This window comes from Roseivirga sp. AWQ4_251 (genome assembly GCF_056158225.1).
On the sequence record NZ_JBSWSW010000002.1, the window covers coordinates 979,671 to 996,661 of the forward strand.

At 39.2% G+C, this 16,991-nt stretch carries 10 protein-coding genes and 1 tRNA gene; 1 reads left to right on the top strand and 10 read right to left on the bottom strand.

Annotated features, from left to right (window positions below):
• Positions 1-78: 78 nt before the first annotated feature.
• From ACXACJ_RS18445 to ACXACJ_RS18465, 5 genes are all read right to left on the bottom strand, one after another.
• Positions 79-1,242: an AIR synthase related protein gene (locus ACXACJ_RS18445; protein ID WP_475135893.1), complete on the bottom strand. Its 1,164-nt coding sequence runs from the start codon at positions 1,240-1,242 to the stop codon at positions 79-81.
• A gap of 75 nt (positions 1,243-1,317) precedes the next feature.
• Positions 1,318-3,393 (bottom strand): CHU_0125 family OmpA-like outer membrane integrity protein, encoded by a 2,076-nt coding sequence (locus ACXACJ_RS18450; protein ID WP_475135894.1) that lies wholly within the window; start codon positions 3,391-3,393, stop codon positions 1,318-1,320.
• Between the two features lie 39 nt (positions 3,394-3,432).
• The gene (locus ACXACJ_RS18455) at positions 3,433-3,933 is read right to left on the bottom strand and encodes a hypothetical protein (RefSeq protein WP_475135895.1); all 501 of its coding nucleotides are present in this window, start codon (positions 3,931-3,933) and stop codon (positions 3,433-3,435) included.
• 132 nt (positions 3,934-4,065) lie between these two features.
• Entirely contained in the window at positions 4,066-4,863 is a 798-nt protein-coding gene (locus ACXACJ_RS18460) for a (Fe-S)-binding protein (protein WP_475135896.1), read from the bottom strand.
• Positions 4,864-4,875: 12 nt separating this feature from the next.
• On the bottom strand, positions 4,876-6,201 hold the full coding sequence (locus ACXACJ_RS18465; protein WP_475135897.1) for a 4Fe-4S dicluster domain-containing protein: 1,326 nt from the start codon (positions 6,199-6,201) through the stop codon (positions 4,876-4,878).
• A 100-nt stretch (positions 6,202-6,301) separates the two neighbouring features.
• Here ACXACJ_RS18465 and ACXACJ_RS18470 point away from each other — a divergent pair.
• A tRNA-Phe gene (locus ACXACJ_RS18470) sits at positions 6,302-6,374 on the top strand.
• A gap of 129 nt (positions 6,375-6,503) precedes the next feature.
• On the opposite strand, the gene ACXACJ_RS18475 is transcribed toward ACXACJ_RS18470, so the two are convergent.
• From ACXACJ_RS18475 to ACXACJ_RS18495, 5 genes are all read right to left on the bottom strand, one after another.
• Positions 6,504-7,319: a pseudouridine synthase gene (locus ACXACJ_RS18475; RefSeq protein WP_475135898.1), complete on the bottom strand. Its 816-nt coding sequence runs from the start codon at positions 7,317-7,319 to the stop codon at positions 6,504-6,506.
• A 51-nt stretch (positions 7,320-7,370) separates the two neighbouring features.
• Entirely contained in the window at positions 7,371-7,940 is a 570-nt protein-coding gene (gene scpB, locus ACXACJ_RS18480) for an SMC-Scp complex subunit ScpB (RefSeq protein WP_475135899.1), read from the bottom strand.
• Positions 7,940-8,326: a TraR/DksA family transcriptional regulator gene (locus ACXACJ_RS18485; protein ID WP_475135900.1), complete on the bottom strand. Its 387-nt coding sequence runs from the start codon at positions 8,324-8,326 to the stop codon at positions 7,940-7,942. Before ACXACJ_RS18485 ends, scpB begins: the two co-directional genes overlap by 1 nt.
• Positions 8,327-8,585: 259 nt before the next feature.
• A complete protein-coding gene (locus ACXACJ_RS18490) occupies positions 8,586-8,738 on the bottom strand; it encodes a hypothetical protein (protein WP_475135901.1) in 153 nt (50 codons plus the stop codon).
• A gap of 180 nt (positions 8,739-8,918) precedes the next feature.
• Positions 8,919-16,946, bottom strand: coding sequence for an Ig-like domain-containing protein (locus ACXACJ_RS18495; protein ID WP_475135902.1), 8,028 nt, complete (start codon positions 16,944-16,946; stop codon positions 8,919-8,921).
• Between the last annotated feature and the right edge of the window lie 45 nt (positions 16,947-16,991).

Sequence of the window (16,991 nt, forward strand, 5' to 3'; positions counted from 1 at the left end):
TATTCAAGCATTTACGGCTTTGATTTCACTAAACCAAAGCCGTAAAATTAAAATAGTTTAAAAAATCCTATAATTTCATTAATAAACAAAGTTGCCATACAGTGAATTGATGTTCACCTCAGCTTTTTTGTTGTTCACAACACTTCCTATCACTTTCGCATCAACTCCAAACGACTTGGATATTTTTATGATTTCATCGGCATATTTCTCATCAATATAAACTTCCATACGGTGACCCATATTGAAAACTTTATACATTTCCTTCCAATCTGTTTTGCTCTCTTCTTGAATCATTTTGAACAAAGGAGGAATATCAAAAAGATTGTCCTTTATAATTCGAACGTCTTTGGCGAAATGTAAAACTTTGGTTTGAGCGCCACCACTACAATGGATCAACCCACCAATTTCATTACGGAAATGTTTTAAAATTTCGACCATGATAGGTGCGTAAGTTCTGGTTGGAGAAAGCACCAGTTTACCCGCATCAAGAGGACTTCCTTCTACCTTATCGGTGAGTCGGTAGCTTCCTGAATAGACAAGTTCATTTGGTACGCTTTGATCAAAACTCTCTGGATATTTTTCTGCCAGATATTTATGGAATACATCATGGCGAGCAGAAGTAAGGCCATTAGACCCCATTCCTCCATTATATTCTGTTTCGTAGTTTGCCTGACCAAAAGAGGCCAAACCTACCACAACTTGCCCCGGTTTTATATTCTCGTTAGTAATTACATCCGAGCGCTTCATTCTAGCGATTACAGTACTGTCTACCACAACAGTTCGAACTAAATCACCTAAATCGGCTGTTTCGCCTCCCGTGCTAATAATATTCACTCCGTTGTCGCGAAGCATTTGAAGCACTTCTTCCGTTCCGTTGATAAGTTCGGCAATAACTTCTCCGGGAATTAAATTCTTATTTCGGCCAATTGTAGAAGAGAGCAGAATATTGTCGGTAGCTCCAACACATAGCAAATCATCAATATTCATGATGATGGCATCTTGAGCAATTCCCTTCCAAACAGACAAATCGCCTGTTTCTTTCCAATACATATAAGCTAGGGAAGATTTTGTGCCGGCTCCATCGGCATGCATTATGTTGCAATAAGCATCATCGTTGCCCATAAAATCGGGAACTACCTTGCAAAAAGCATTTGGGAAAACGCCTTTATCCAAGTTTTTAATTGCGTTGTGAACATCTTCTTTAGAGGCAGAAACTCCTCTTTGCATATACCTGTCGCTCATATTATTGGAGGTTTAAGTCACAAAAATAAAAAAGCCTCCCGAAAGGAGGCCTTATTTATTCTTATTCGTTTGAATCTAGTTGTTATTGTACTCAATTACTTTAAACTCTGTTCTTCTGTTTTGTTGATGTTGAGCTTCCGTACAATTGTCTTGGTTGGCGTTGTCGCAGCCATTTACCAACTGCGTTTCACCATAACCTTTAGCTACTAAACGGGCCCGCGAAATACCTTTCGAAACCAAATAATCAACCGCAGCTTTTGCTCTTCTTTCAGATAAGTCTAAGTTGAAATCATCTTCTGCCCTACTATCCGTATGCGAACTCAGCTCAATTTTGATGTTGGGGTTATCTTTCAAAAGCTGAACCAACTTATCAAGTTCTAGAGCCGCATCTGACCTAATTTCAGCCTTGTTCAAATCATAATATATATTCTGAAGAACAATGGTTTTTTCAAGAATAATGGCATCGAGCACCAAATTGGAACTGAAGCTTTTTGTGGTAAATCTTTCTACCAAATCTTCTTGCTCTACTTTTTCACCGATGGTTGAGAAACCCTTTCTGGTAGTGAAAAAGTTAACCTTTTCTCCAATCAAGATATATTCTTTTTCAGGATCCACCGGAAATTTGAACACTCCTCCACGGCCTGTAAGCTGATCATCCACCAATTCATTGTCGGTAGTCATCAATTTCACTCTAACTTCTGGCAAAACAGTTTGAGTACTGTCTTCATTTAGTTTGAAGGTTATTCCGGTCAAAATGTATTCGATTTCTTTGAGATCGGAAGAATTATCAACAAAGGTGTAAATGTCATCATCTCCTTTTCCACCAGGACGATTAGAACTGAAGAAACCCTCGAAAGGAAAATCGGAGTAAACCAAGCCAAAATCATCGTATGAAGAGTTAATTGAAGGGCCCATATTCTCTATTGAGATTTTTCCGCCAGAATTAACCGCTACAAAAACATCCAGCATTCCAAAACCTGGGTGTCCGCTTGAGGCAAAAAAGAGTTTGTTATCTGGAGAAACATAAGGAAACATTTCTTCCTCTGGTGTATTGATGGTTGGCCCCATATTCTGAACATCGCCCCAACGGCCTCTTTCATTTAATCGAGCTCTGTAAATATCAGAGCCGCCAAAACCTCCTGGCCTATCAGAAGCAAAATAAATCGTTTTACCATCTTGACTGAAGGTTGGGCTGCTATCCCAAGCATCTGGGCTATTGATCGGCATCAATTGAGGCTTCGTCCAACTTCCGTTTCTTAAAGTGGACATAAACAGATCAATATTCAATCTGCCCTTTTTATCGTCAGTATTTCCTTTCGCAAAAACTACCGTTTGTCCATCAGAAGAAAATGCGATAGAGCCTTCATTGATTTCTTCACTATTAAATAGATCAGAGAGTTTTTCTAAAGAAGCGGCATCCACTTTCAATCCATCTGCTTTAACCTTATAAATATCGGTGAAAGGAATTCCGTAGCGCTCAAATTCCGATTGCTCTCTTCCCGTAGCAAAGTAAAGTTCATTGTTATAGAAATATGGGCTGTATTCGGCATTTTCAGTGTTAATAGAAAGGTTTTCAACATCTATGTTTCTCACCTTCAGCTCAATGCTATCGAGCTTATCCAAATTCTTTAATTCAGTCTTAGCGCGCTCTACAAATGGCTCAACCGTTCCATAATCCGCATAATTCTTAAGCACACGCCTAGCTTCATCATAACGCTTATTCACTTTCAAGGCTTGCGCATAATGGAGCTCCATTTCGTCATCGGAATAGCCTCCTTCAATGGCTTTAGCATAATAGTCGGTGGCATCGTAAATACGGTTTGTTTTACGGTAAGATTCGGCAACGTAATAATTGAAAACGGGAGAATCAGGATCTGACTCTAATTCCTTTTTGTAGTCCTCTATCGCCTGATTGTAGTTCGAATTCTCGTAGCTCTTTTTAACCTTAGGCTCCTTTGGCTTTTCCTCTTCTTCCTGAACACCAGCACCCAAACCACCTACATCAGTTGTTTGAGTTGTGTTGTTATTTCTAGTTTTGGAAGAACCGCTCGTGTCGGGAGTATCTACGCCCAAAAAATTGACTTTTGAAGATTGACAACCCAATGCCAAAACCAACAAAAGCAGACTGGTAAATTTTAACCGATTACTCATTGCCATGTAAATTAGCGAATTATGCCGAATGCTAATACTTTATACGTTAGCGGCCGTTTTAAAGTATCTGCTCAGCCAACTTTCACTGGCTTTCTTAAGCCAAGTTGAATCGATTTGAGACTTTTCAGATACCGTATTATCAAAAAACAAATCATTGGGCAGAATGTTGCCTTTTTCAATCTCGGCTTTCAATTCATTCATTTTCACCAGAACCACTTCTCCTTCTTTTAAAAAGGCCAAATTGGTGCGTTCGAAAAAGCTAACATTAAGAGCTTCTCCCAATTCCTGCACAAAGTGAACTGATGAATCTATAGAGCAACCGCTTGCCATTTGAAAAGCCTGATCGGTAGCAATGACTAAAAAATGGCGATGCAATATTTGACCTGAAGCCTGAAGCTGCTTGCCATGAGCCGCCCATTGCGACAAAAAGGCATCGAGCATTTCCAAAGCTTTGGTTTCTTCACTAGCATTTAGTGCTCGATTGGTTTGATATATCCAGATTCTCGAATTAGAATTTAAGCTTTCAAAATTGGCTAACATAGGTCGAAATTTATTGAGTCAAATAACATGGACTTAGGTTTTGGAACCAAGATTAAGTTCAAATAATTCCAAACCCAAGCATGAAGCAATTATAGGAGCTTCAACAGAGTAAACGCTCCCATTTTGCAAATGTTAAAGCCCTTCATTCTTGGCAATCAGCTCAGCCAAATCCAAAACTTCAACGCTTTCTTCTTTCTCTTTGGTTTTAACGCCATCTCGCATCATGGTCATGCAAAAAGGACAAGCCGAAGCGATGATATTTGCTCCAGTTCCCAGCGCTTCTTCAGTACGCTCAATGTTTACTTCCTTTTTGCCAGGCTCAGCATCTTTAAACATTTGAGCGCCTCCAGCTCCACAACACAAACCTTTAGTTCGGCAGCGTTTCATTTCAACCAATTCAGCATCTAAAGCTGCCAAAACCTCCCGTGGAGCTTCATAAATCTCATTGGCGCGACCTAAATAACACGAATCGTGATAGGTGATTTTCTTTCCCTTAAACTCTCCTCCACCTTTTAAGCCCACTTTCCCATCATTAATCAATTGCTGAAGAAAAGTTGAATGGTGAATTACTTCATAGTTACCGCCCAATTCTGGATACTCATTCTTAATGGTGTTGAAACAGTGAGGACATGCGGTAACAATTTTCTTAACTCCGTAACCATCTAAAACCTGAATGTTGGCAACGGCCTGCATTTGAAACAGAAATTCATTTCCGGCCCTTCTTGCTGGGTCGCCAGTACAAGTTTCTTCTGGGCCTAATACCGCATAAGAAATACCTACTTTGTTTAAAATCTTTATAAAGGCCTGGGTTACTTTTTTGTAACGGTCGTCAAAAGAACCGGCACAACCTACCCAAAACAAAACCTCTGGCGATTCGCCTTTAGCGGCCAAATCGGCCATAACAGGTACTTTATTTATGTTTTCGCTCATTGTCTAATTTCCTTAAGATTTACTCTCCATTTCTTCTGCCCACTTAAATCTATCAGTTGGTGGAAATTTCCACGGGGCAAAATTAGTTTCCACATTTTGGAACATGCTATTCCATGAGGCTGGAGAACCAGATTCTTCCATAGCCACATACCTTCTCATTTGAAGAATAATAGAAAGCGGATCGATATTTACCGGACAGGCCTCCACGCAAGCATTACAGCTTGTACAAGCATTGATTTCTTCCTTTGTAATGTAATCGCCTAGCAGTGATTTACCATCTTCAAGACCTTTGCCTCCTTTAGCGATACTTGCTCCTACTTCCTCGGCTCTATCGCGGGTATCCATCATGATTTTTCTTGGAGAGAGCTTTTTGCCTGTCATATTAGCGGGACAATTGCTCGTACACCTTCCACATTCCGTACATGCATAGGCGTTCATGATATTTACCCAACTCAGATCGTTCACATCCTTAGCTCCAAATCTGGCAATTTCAGCAGGAGGCTCATTGGCTCCTTCTACCGGAAGGCCCAACATCATTTTCACTTCGTTAGTAACCTCATCCATATTCTGCATTTTCCCTTTAGGATTAAGGTTCGAAAACCATGTGTTGGGAAATGCAAGTGCAATGTGCAAGTGTTTTGAATAAGTAACATACAAAGCAAAGCCAAGTATACCAATGATGTGGAACCACCAAGCGAAACGCTCAATGAAAATCAAAGTCGAAAGATTTAAACCAGAGAAAAGAGGTGTCAAGAATTGGCTAAAGAAGAATGTTCCTGTTTCAATATAATGTTCATCTTGACCTTGAATGAGAGAATCAGTAGCATTCATGGTTAAAATGGCAAACATCAAAATGATCTCGATAACCAAAATTAGGTTGGCGTCCATGGTGGGCCACTTTTTCATTTCCTCTCCTTTAAATCGAGGAACTTTCACAATGTTTCTTCGAATCAAAAATACAATGCAGGAAAAAAGCACTCCCACTGCTAGAAACTCAAAAACATTCATTAAAACCGTATAAAAGCTCCCTAGAAAAGGCGCAAAAATTCGATGCGTTCCAGCCAAACCATCAATCACAAATTCCAGCACTTCTAAATTGATAACTAAAAAGCCCACGTAAATAAGCAAGTGAAGAAAAGCTGGGATAATTCTTTTGAACATTTTCTTTTGGCCAAGAGCTACCAAAAGCATGGTTTTCCATCGCTCGTCTTTGCGATCAGTTCTTCCTGAAGGCTTTCCAAGGAAGATATTTTTCCTTATCTGCCTGATTCTTTGCGAGATGAAGTAAGTAGCCACAGCCACTACAATCAAAAAAGCAATCTGAGAAATGTATTCCATATAGTTAGGGTGTGTTTATTCGAAAATTGTTAGACCTGAATTTATTCAAAATGTTTTGCACGGTTAAAGTTTTTGTATACTTTTGTGCTCCCAATTACGAGGTGCTGTAGCTCAGTTGGTAGAGCATCGGACTGAAAATCCGTGAGTCGGTGGTTCGAATCCACTCAGCACCACCCAAAAGCCTTTCAGAAATGGAAGGCTTTATTTTTTGCCATCTTCTGAAATCGTTTGCATCAACTGAAAAACTTAAAGGAGTCATAAACAAATATAGCCAATAGAGGTAAAAATAGTATGCATGCATACTATTTTTTAACCGTCAATAATTCTTTCTCTGTAAGGAATCGCCATTTACCGCGTGGTAAATCCTTTTTGGTAAGCCCCGCATACACTACTCTATCGAGCTTCACCACTTTGTAGCCTAAGTGTTCAAAAATTCTTCGGATGATACGATTTCGCCCAATATGAATTTCAATTCCTAAGGATTTTTTATCCGCACTTACAATCGCCAGATCATCCACAGGTGCTTGACCATCTTCTAAGGTTACTCCTTCTAAAACAGCCTCGAAATCAGAATTTGTAATGGGCTTATCGAGGGTTACCTGATAAATCTTTTTGACTTCATGTGAAGGATGTGTAAGCCTTTTGGCCAAATCCCCATCATTAGTGAAAAGTAATAGGCCGGTTGTTGCTCTATCCAATCTGCCAACAGGAAAAATCTGTTGCTCACAAGCACTACCCACCAAATCCATCACAGTTTTTCTTCCTTCAGGGTCGCTGGTGGTGGTAATAAAGTCTTTAGGTTTATTCAAAAGCAGATAAACCAGCTTTTCCCTTTTCAAAAGCTTTCCTTGATAAACAACCTTATCACCAGGCATTACTTTGTAACCCATTTCGGTTACTACCTCATCATTTACCTTGATTTCCCCTTCTTGAATCAAGCGATCGGCTTCCCTTCTTGAGCAAACACCCGAGTTAGATATATACTTGTTCAAGCGAATCTCAGAAGAAGATTCCTTGCCCTTTAAGATTGTTTTTTGAGTGTATTCTGGGGGAGTTTCAGGCTTAATGGTTTTATTAAACCTGCTTTTTGATTTCTGGGGTCTGAATTTCTTTGCCATATCATGCAGTATCTCTACTGTATTTTTTTGGCAAAGGTACAAAAACGAGCGTCAAGAATTATCGTCAGAGGGCTCGCCTACTTCATTTTCTTCGGTAGCGAAATCTTTAGGGCTCGGCAAATCCTTTAAGCTGTTGATTCCGAAATAGTCCATGAACTTTTCAGAAGTTCCATAAAGCAGTGGTCTTCCGACATTATCGGACTTACCCTTGATTTCAACCAGTTCCTTTTCTAACAATTTCTGAACGGCATAATCGCAATTAACACCTCTAATTTGCTCCATTTCCGACTTAGTGACTGGTTGTTTGTAAGCAATAATCGAAAGGGTTTCCAGCGCGGAAGTACTTAGCCTTTTCTTTGATTGCTGCTTAAGCATAATGCCAATGCTAGCTTGATAAGCTGGTTTGGTAAGAAATTGATAACCTCCTCCGCTATGTACAATTTGAAATGAAAACTGATCGTCTTCAAACTTTACTTTGATACGCTCAATCGCATCTGAAATATCATTTTCAGGAACATCTGCCTCAAACATTTCGCTGAGGCAGGTTCTCATTTCAGTAATTTTTATAGGCTTATCTGCACAGAAAATCAGTGCTTCAATATGATTTGCTAAAAAATCCACTAGTTGCGTTGTGCCAATTTAGCCTCAATAGAATGCATAGTATGAGGCACTGCTTTAAGTCTTTCCTTTGCAATAAGCTTACCCGTATCGATACAAATACCGTAGGTTCCGTTTTTGATTCTGATCAAAGCGTTTTCCAAGTTGTTGATAAACTTCTGCTGTCTAGCCGCAAGCTGATTCATGTTTTCCTTTTCCATGGTATCCGCTCCATCTTCCAATACTTTTGTGGAATTATTGGTGATATCGGTACCCGTATCTCCAGCTTTGGTAATGCTTCTTTTCAGCTCGTTAAGCTCATTGCGAGCTTTCTCAAGTTTATCATTGATGAGCGCTTCAAACTCTTTTAACTCACTTTCTGAATATCTGGTTTTCTCTTCCTGGCTCATGTGTTAGTGTGTTTTATGTGACCTCTTTAAAAGATGCGCTAAAATAAACGACCACCTAGAAAACGCAAAAGCTTTGATATATTTTTTGAAATACGGAAGAAATGGCAAAAACCTTAAGTTAAAGCAGAATTTATCAAAATATAATATTCTAATTATTTTAAAAATTCCATACAAAATTCCGCAGCAGAACGTGGGTATGGCTAATAAAAAAGGCCCCATTTAATGGAGCCTTAACAGGTAGTAGTCTTTAAATTTAACATCAGTACTCCAAGTTCAACGCTTGCATTCTTCTCCTCATGGAAAAGTTGTCGATTTGCACTCTGTATTTGATTCTGATGTAACGTTTGATCACTTCGATTTTCTTTCCTTTTTTCAAATTGAAATCGATTGCATCATTAATTAAACAGGTCATCTGATTAGTGTTTTCTGATAGTTCTTAAATGAGTTTTTCCAAAGATATTACACTTAACTCAAATTTCACGCAAACGTAACATCTTTTTGCTACTAACAATATAATACAATTTTTGGATGATTTTATTTATTACAGAATAATATTTTACCATAATCGCAAAAGGTAAAATTAGCTTTACCACTAAAAAGACGAGCCGATGGCTACCGATTTTTTTATTAAGTCAACTTCACCAGATGGCTTTATGATTTCGAACAAAACCAAGTAATAACCTACCTTAGCCTTGGTTCCAAATTGAGTTGAACCATCCCAAGTAAAAAAGCCAGAAGTGCCTACCAATGTGTTTTCAGAAATACGCTTAACCAAGTTTCCATCTCCATCATAAACATCCACCTTCAGCATATTGCCTGAGTTGTTAAATTCATAGTTGAACGTGGTAAAGTGAGCGGCACCTACAGCATCAGGCGCAAAGGATTGGGGCTCAACCGACACTGTATGGATTTGAGCAACTTCACTCATGGTTTGAGAATTTTTAAAACCCGGTGTGGCAAAACCAATGGCTGCTGAGGCCGATTGCCAATTGTTAAAATCATTGGATTCCCCCGAAAAACGAATTCTCTCTAATGAAACGCCATCTACCGAGCTGAGAAGTGATGAGTGGTAATCTTCACTGTAAGAAAATGCGTCAATTTCAATATCTCGACTATTAAAAATCTTGATTTCACCTTCATCTGAGCTCAGTGAGGGAAAACTTTTCATTTCAATCACGGCTTCTAGGACTGTGTTAGCATAATGATTTTTGAGAATATCGCCATCGGTGGTAAGTACCAAATATTCTGAAGGAGCTATGATAAGATCCGTTTCAGCAATCACCTTTTCGTTGGAAGAGCCAGCTAGTTTATAGTTTTTTAAACTGATCTGCTTATTTGAGTTATTGTAAATTTCAACGAACCTAACACCGCCTGTTCTAGGATTAAAAAGCACTTCATTAATCAACAAATCCTTTGGTTCAGCCTCAACAGAAATAACCAAAGCAATGGATCGACTTTCTGCTGGAACCAAATTCCCACTACAGTCGGTAATATTCTCGGCTGTTATAGTGTAAGTGTTATTTTCTAATAACTCTTCATTCAAGTTCAGAATAACAGATTTTAAATCAGAAGTTATGGAAACTGAGACTACATTTAAATCTCCTGATACTTTAAAGTTAGAGGCAACAAGGGAGTTTATGGTAATTTTCTCCGTGAATGTGACTTGGATTTGTGAGGCACTAAGTGCCACTGCAGAAATGAGCTCTGGCCCCATCAAGTCTGGATTACTAGCGTTTACTGAATTTACCGCTCCTGGCGATCCACCAATTGTTGCTTCCGAAGCTGTCCAATTTGGTTGTTCAACACAAGGGTAATTCATATCGATCATTTCTAAACTATAGCCACCTTCAGATTTATCACTAGATCGATACCAAGCAATCGAGTATTCTACAGCATGAATGAGCTGTGTCTCATATTTCAAGCTGAGTTTATCTCTACTTGAATTCAAACTTGGCCAGCCACTTACGCCCAAAATATCTCCATAACCTTTCAATTTATCCACATCAGAGAACGATGAAAGTATGACGAATTCCGATGGTTTTAAATTAAAAGCACCCAACAGTGTTGAGCTCGAAGCATCTGAAAATGAAACTCCAGCTAAAGACAATATTTTATTTGAAGCATTATACAACTCCACATATTCTACTGACGGAAGGCCTTGCGTAGGTGATGGGTCAGCCATAATCTCCGTGATTATCAACTCTTGAAAACCTGGTCTTGCCCCCAGATAAATCGCCTCTATAATAGAAACGATTTCATTTCCCGTACAATCTTTAAGGCCTTCAATTGAAATTTCCACTTCGCTGCCCGCTGGAATTGGGGAAGCTAATTTGACCAACACCCGTTTTCCAAATTCATCTTTGGGTTCCACGGCTGATACTGAAAGGTTGTTGGTCAATGAAAATGCAGAAGGTTGGAAGCTGGAAATATCCATAGCCTCATTAAAGATCAATTCAATCTCTGAATCAGAAATCAAGGTTACCGAAAGAAGCAAAGGTGGTTCGGTATCGGGAGTTATATCATAGACAGAGTTCTGCTGGCCCGGAGTTCCTCCTAATGGATTGGTTGATGCCTTCCAATTGCTATTATCAAAGCACGTTGCATCGGGATTAACCATTTCCATACTGTAACCTCCATTTTCCTTTTTTTCTGACTGATAGAAACTCCTATCATAAAATACCTCAAAAATCAAGTTTCCAGAAGGGTCTTCTAATCGAACCTGATCTTCAGTACCAAAGCTTGGAAATGAACTTACAGCCAATACATCTCCATATTGTGATAAGGATTCTTCGGAATTCTTTGAAGCGAGAATTAAATAAGAATTTGGGTAAAGCTTTTTGGAATCGAGTTTTGTAGTACCGCTATTATCAGATAGCAAAAGCCCTTTCATTTCCAGAATTTGGTCTGAGTTATTATAAACTTCTACAAACTCCACTTCGGGTAAACCCACCGCAGGACTTGGTGTTGCCATAATTTCAGTTATGAGCAATTGATGATAATCAGGAATGGCACCTAAAGCCAGAGAGAATTCGATGGGCTCAATTACATTTCCAGAACAGTCTAAAACCCCTTCCACTCCGATTTCCACTTCGCTGCCCACTGGAATTGGGGATGTTAATTTGACCAACACTCGCTTTCCAAATTCATCCTGTGGTTCAATAGTTGATACTGAAAGGTTGTTGGTTAATGAAAATTCAGAAGGTTGGAAGCTGGAAATATCCATGACCTCATTAAAGATCAATTCAATCTCCGAATCAGAAATCAAGGTTACTGAAAGCAGCAAAGGCGGTTCGGTATCGGGAGTTATATCATAGACAGAGTTCTGCTGGCCCGGAGTTCCACCCGAAGCATCTATGGAAGCAGTATAATTAGTGAGATCGAAACATGGCCGATCTGGATTAATGAGCTCTACAGAATAACCTCCGTCTTCCTTTGATTCATCATGATAAAAAGACACATCATAAGCTAAAGAATCCACCACAACCCCATTTCTATCAAGTAAATAAATCTGCTCCCCAGAATTTGAGAGAGATGGAAAGTTCTTCAACCCAACAGCAGAACCCAAATCATTGAACAACCCCTGACTGGATGATGAAGTGGTTATCAAGTAACTCTTTGAAGACAATGAGACATCATTAAACACGGCAGTATCCGATTTATCGGTAATCATAAAATCTCTTAGAAGAAAATTCAGGCCACTTCTATTATAGATTTCAATATATTCTGTGTTGGGTAAGCCCGAATCTGCATCCGTGTCGAAGTAAATCTCATTCAAAACCAAATCTCTGAAAGATGGAACTTCTGGAGCTTTAAAAGTAAAATCGAGAACAACGGGAGCCATTGCTTCTCCATGCCTGTCCTGAATTCTCTCAATTTGTAATTGATAAGATTTTCCATTTTCTAATGGCTGGTCAAAAGTCAACAGGATATTGGAGTTAGAACCAGCCACCAATTCAGCAGACAATGGGTTTCCTATTCCATCGCTCAAACTATAATGATTAATTGGAGCAACTGTTGAAGCTTTCAGAGGCTCATTGAATACCACTTCAATCTCATTCAGATATATTGATTTGACCCGCAGAGCCGTAGGTGGCGTGATATCATAAACCACTTCGCTCCTTGAACCACTAACGAGTTCACCGTAAATATTCTTTAGATTCTGAACCGTGAGCGTGTATTTTACTTCATTCGCTAAAGGGCTGTCAAACAAGAGTGTCACTTCTTTCGCATTTTCTGAATTCTGAATTGCGGAAAGAGGATTGCCAATATCACCCGACATTTGATAATTGAGAGAACTTTCAGCTAAGGATTTATCCAACTCTTCATCGAAATAAAGAATGAGGGTATTTTGATTGATTATAGAAATATCCTCCAGATGAGCATTGTAGACAAACGGAGTAGTTACAGCTCCAGAAATATTGCCTTCAATATCTTCTACTTGTTGTGCAAAAAATTGATAAGTAGCGCCATGAATTAAAGGTGAAGAAAGAAAAAACGTGATCTGAGAATTATCATTCGAATTCACTTCTAGAGATTGGATTTTCATTCCCTGATCAAAACCAAAGTTGATTCTATCAGTCGCCATTTCTAGTTCCAAAACCTTAGTGAATTGAACAAAAACGGCCGTGTCATTTAGAACTTCAAGGCTGCCTATTTCTGGAGTTTGCGTGGAAAATTCAATCCCTAAAGCCTTATCAATGCCATTTCCAAATTGATCTCTAACATTAGATACGGTCAGCGTATTGGTTTCACTTGAGCCTAAATCAGAAAAAGTTAAGAGCACTTCGTTGGTATTCTTATCTGATCTATTAGCCGAAATCGGACTTCCCAAACCGCTTTTCAACTCATAATTGAAGGAAGCTTCGGCTGAAGTACGCTCAACTTCCTCTGTAAAAATTAGGAGAATTTCCTTGGGGCTCTTGACCTTCAATGCCTCGATTCTTGGAGCCAATTGATCAAATATGAAACTGATATTTCTATTGGTAGAAACTGTATTTCCTCTTAAATCTGAAATTCCAGTAATGGTAAGCCGATTAGAAGTTTCCTGTTGAAAATTGGCCTTGAATTCCAACAATACCGACTTCCTATTTGTCTGCAAGGCCGCACTTTGTGGCTTGCCTAAATCATTATTAGCAGTGTAATTGTTGAGTGCTTCAGCAGATGTTCTATCCAATTCTTCATCGAAAAAAACCTCTAATTGATTTGACGAATCCACCCTGACAGAGTCAATATCAGGGTCATCGGTATCATAAATAAAAGCGGCATTCAAGACCTGAAGAAAACCATCGTCAGCAGATTCTAGATTAGAAAAGCTGATGGTTTGCGGGGTGTTTTCTTTAAAATTCTCCGCAAAGGCTAAATGTATCAGCTTAGAATTGCTTTGATCTAAGGCTGCAGTAACAGGATTTCCAACATTACCAGTAACTATAAAATTCTGGACAATTTCAGCAGAAGTCTCGGTCACTTCTTTCTTCAAATAAATATCCAATAACTGGCCTGAAATAACCTGAACATTATCCAACTCATTAACAAATTCAAAGTCATAAGTGGTATAAGTTGTAGCATTGCCCAGTGTATCTTCCAGATTCTCATAGTGCAATTGATAGGTTGTTCCGAGAACAAGAGAATTCGCCAAAGTAAGCTTTACTTTGTTCAAATCTCCTTCTTCCAAAATGGCTCGTGCGGGAATCCCAATGCCTGAATCAAAAATATAATGCTCTTCCTTTTCAGCTTGGGTTTCGTTCAGGTTTTCATCAAAATACAACTCCAAAGTGATTGAATCCCGGAACACCAACCTTTGTAATATTGGAGCGGCATTGTCAAACAAAAACTGTTTGCTAACCTTCTGAATTAGATTTCCGGAGCAATCTCTAGCTCCTTCAACATTTAATGTATAAACATTGCCGGATTCCAGAGGAGAAGCCAAAGTCAATATGGCCGATCTAAAAGTCAGTTGATTTACGGCCACAGAAGCTACAGTTGCACCGTGGTCCAGAGCAAAAGAAGCATTATTTAAAGACGGTTCGTCCATTAATTCATCGAACACAAGTGTTAATTGTGAAGGTGAATCAACCATAATTTCAAGCAAGTTAGGCGCTGTGATATCGGGCGAATTATCATAAATGCTGTTCTCGGTACCCGGGGTAGCACCAATTTCATTTTCCGAAACCTTCCAATTATTAATGTCGCTGCAAGTTGATTCAGGATTTATTTGCTCGAGTGACCAGCCTCCATCTGCCTTTTCAGAATTGCGGTACCAACCTAAATTGAAGCTCAGGCTATCCACCAAATTCCCAAGATTATCGCGCAGCACAATCTGTTCACCGCTATTCGAAAGCCCATTCCACGAGCTTACACCAACAACATTTCCTAAGGGCTCAAAGTCTGCAATATTCGAAGTAGCCGTCAGCATTACGAAGTCATTCGGCTCGATTACAAAAGAACCCACCGTTCCACCTGATAAATCAAATCCTGAAATATTGATGGCTTTGGAACCCACGTTATACAGCTCAATAAATTCATCTGAGCTGCCTGATGGAAGCGTCTGTGGATCAGGTTGAGCTGAACCGCTTGGGTCTGCAAAAATTTCGTTAATCACGAGTGTTCTAAAAGGGGTTTGCGTTTCAAAAAGCACTTCTTCTGTTAGATTTTCAGCGGAAGCATTGCCAGAAGAATTGAGAACACCATTGACCGTAAGTGAATAAATATTATTGACCATTTCGGAAGCAAAAGAGAGTAGCACTTTGCTTTCCGTATCTCCTGGAAGTACAGCACCGGGGTTTCCATAATCATAATTCAGGTTATAATGATTCGGATTTGTAGCAGAAGCAGGTTCAACTTCTTGGTTAAATTCCACTTCTATTTGAAAGGCATTTAGCGCAGAGATAGAAGTGATTTTGAGAGGTAAATAAGAGAAGTTTTCCTTCTCATCGGCAGTCGATAAAGTAGACTCATCCTGAACTCCATTCACTGTAATTTCATAGTCTTCCTCTTCCAAATCGGATGATAAAGTCAATAAAACTTTGTTGGGTTCAGCAGAATCTAATGCAGCCGTAAATGGATTGCCAATAGAATTGCTAATGCTATAATTTGAAGTACTTTCAGTAGAAACCTTATCTAAGTCTAGGTTAAAAGTCAGCTTTAGAGTGTTCTTGGAAAGGACTTTTACTTCATCGATTTTCAGCGTTTCTATGTAAGAAAAGTTAGAAAATAGGTTTTCGGTAAGAGCGTTACCATTGCTGTTCTTTACATCGTTAACATTTAAAGTATAGTTGCCATTTACCAAAGTTGGAACGGACAAAGTCACTTCATCCGATGCCGTTAAATCAGCTGAAATTATCGAAATATCATTACCGATTGAATAGTTGGAAACCCGTTCAGCGCTAAGCTCTTCAACCTCTTGGTTGAAAGTTATCACGATGGTTTCACTTGAACTTGCGACCACCGAATTGATTTTCAAGGGAAGAAAACCGAAAGAATCAATTAATGAATTGGCGGTGGCGAGATTGGATTCATCCTGAACTCCATCCACATTGATTTCATAAGTCCCTGCTTCCAAATTTGTGGCTAAGGTCAGCAGTACTTTGTTGGGTTCTGTTGAGTTCAATTCCGCATTAATGGGATTACCAATACTCTTGTTGATCACATAATTTGAAGTCGTTTCAGCTGAATTTTTATCCAAAGCCAAGTTAAAAGTTAGCGCCAAAGTACTTTTGGAAAGCACTTCCGTTGAAACGAGGCTTAGTGTTTTTACATAACTGAAATCAGCGGTAAGGTTAGAAGCCGCAGTATTTGTAGCCGCGTCTTCAACATTATTAACCGTAAGTTGATAGTTTCCATTAACCAGTGCTGAAGTGGTCAATGTCACTTCTTTAGATGAGGTTAATGCTGCAGAGTTGACCGACACTCCATTATCAATCTGATAGTTAGAAGTTTCTTCAGCAGTGGCCTGCACAACATCTTGATTGAACGTAACTATTACGGTATTGTCATCAAAAGCAGAAACCGAATTAACTGCCAACGCCTTAAGTTCATCAGTAATTGACACATCGTCCATTACAAACTCTGCCGCAGAACCAGAACCAGCGCCTCTTTCTACTTCTATGCGAAGCAAAACATTCGCTTGTCCTAAGGCTTCAGTCGGGAATTCGTAATCATATTCAGCATAACTTGTTTCGTTATTATTGGGGAAAGTAGTTTCGTCACCAATCTGTTTTTCTCCCAAATAATTAGCGCCACCATCAATTGATGCTGAAATAGTAACCAATGCTGGCCTAGTGGAGCTAGAACTTCCATTTTGTTTGGAATAGGCATAAAACGAAAACTTAGGGTTTTGAAGCCCAGACAAATCCAGAGAAAGAATAATTTCCCCTGAAAAGGAGCTAATTGGAATGACATTCAAAGAATGGCTACCAGTTCTCGCATTATTACCTTGAAAAATCCGGCTCGAAGCGCGAACATCATTTCCTTTCCAATACTGAATAAACTCCACATCCGTGCCTGTAACAAACTGATCTTCGAAACTTTCGGAAAGCGGGAAGGTGTTAACCTGACTTAACGCTATATTTGCAGTCAGAAAAAATAAAACTGACCCAACAATAAAAAGAACGATCGTTTTCAATCAAGCAAAAATATTGGTTGGTCAGTTAAAATAATAAAAATAAGA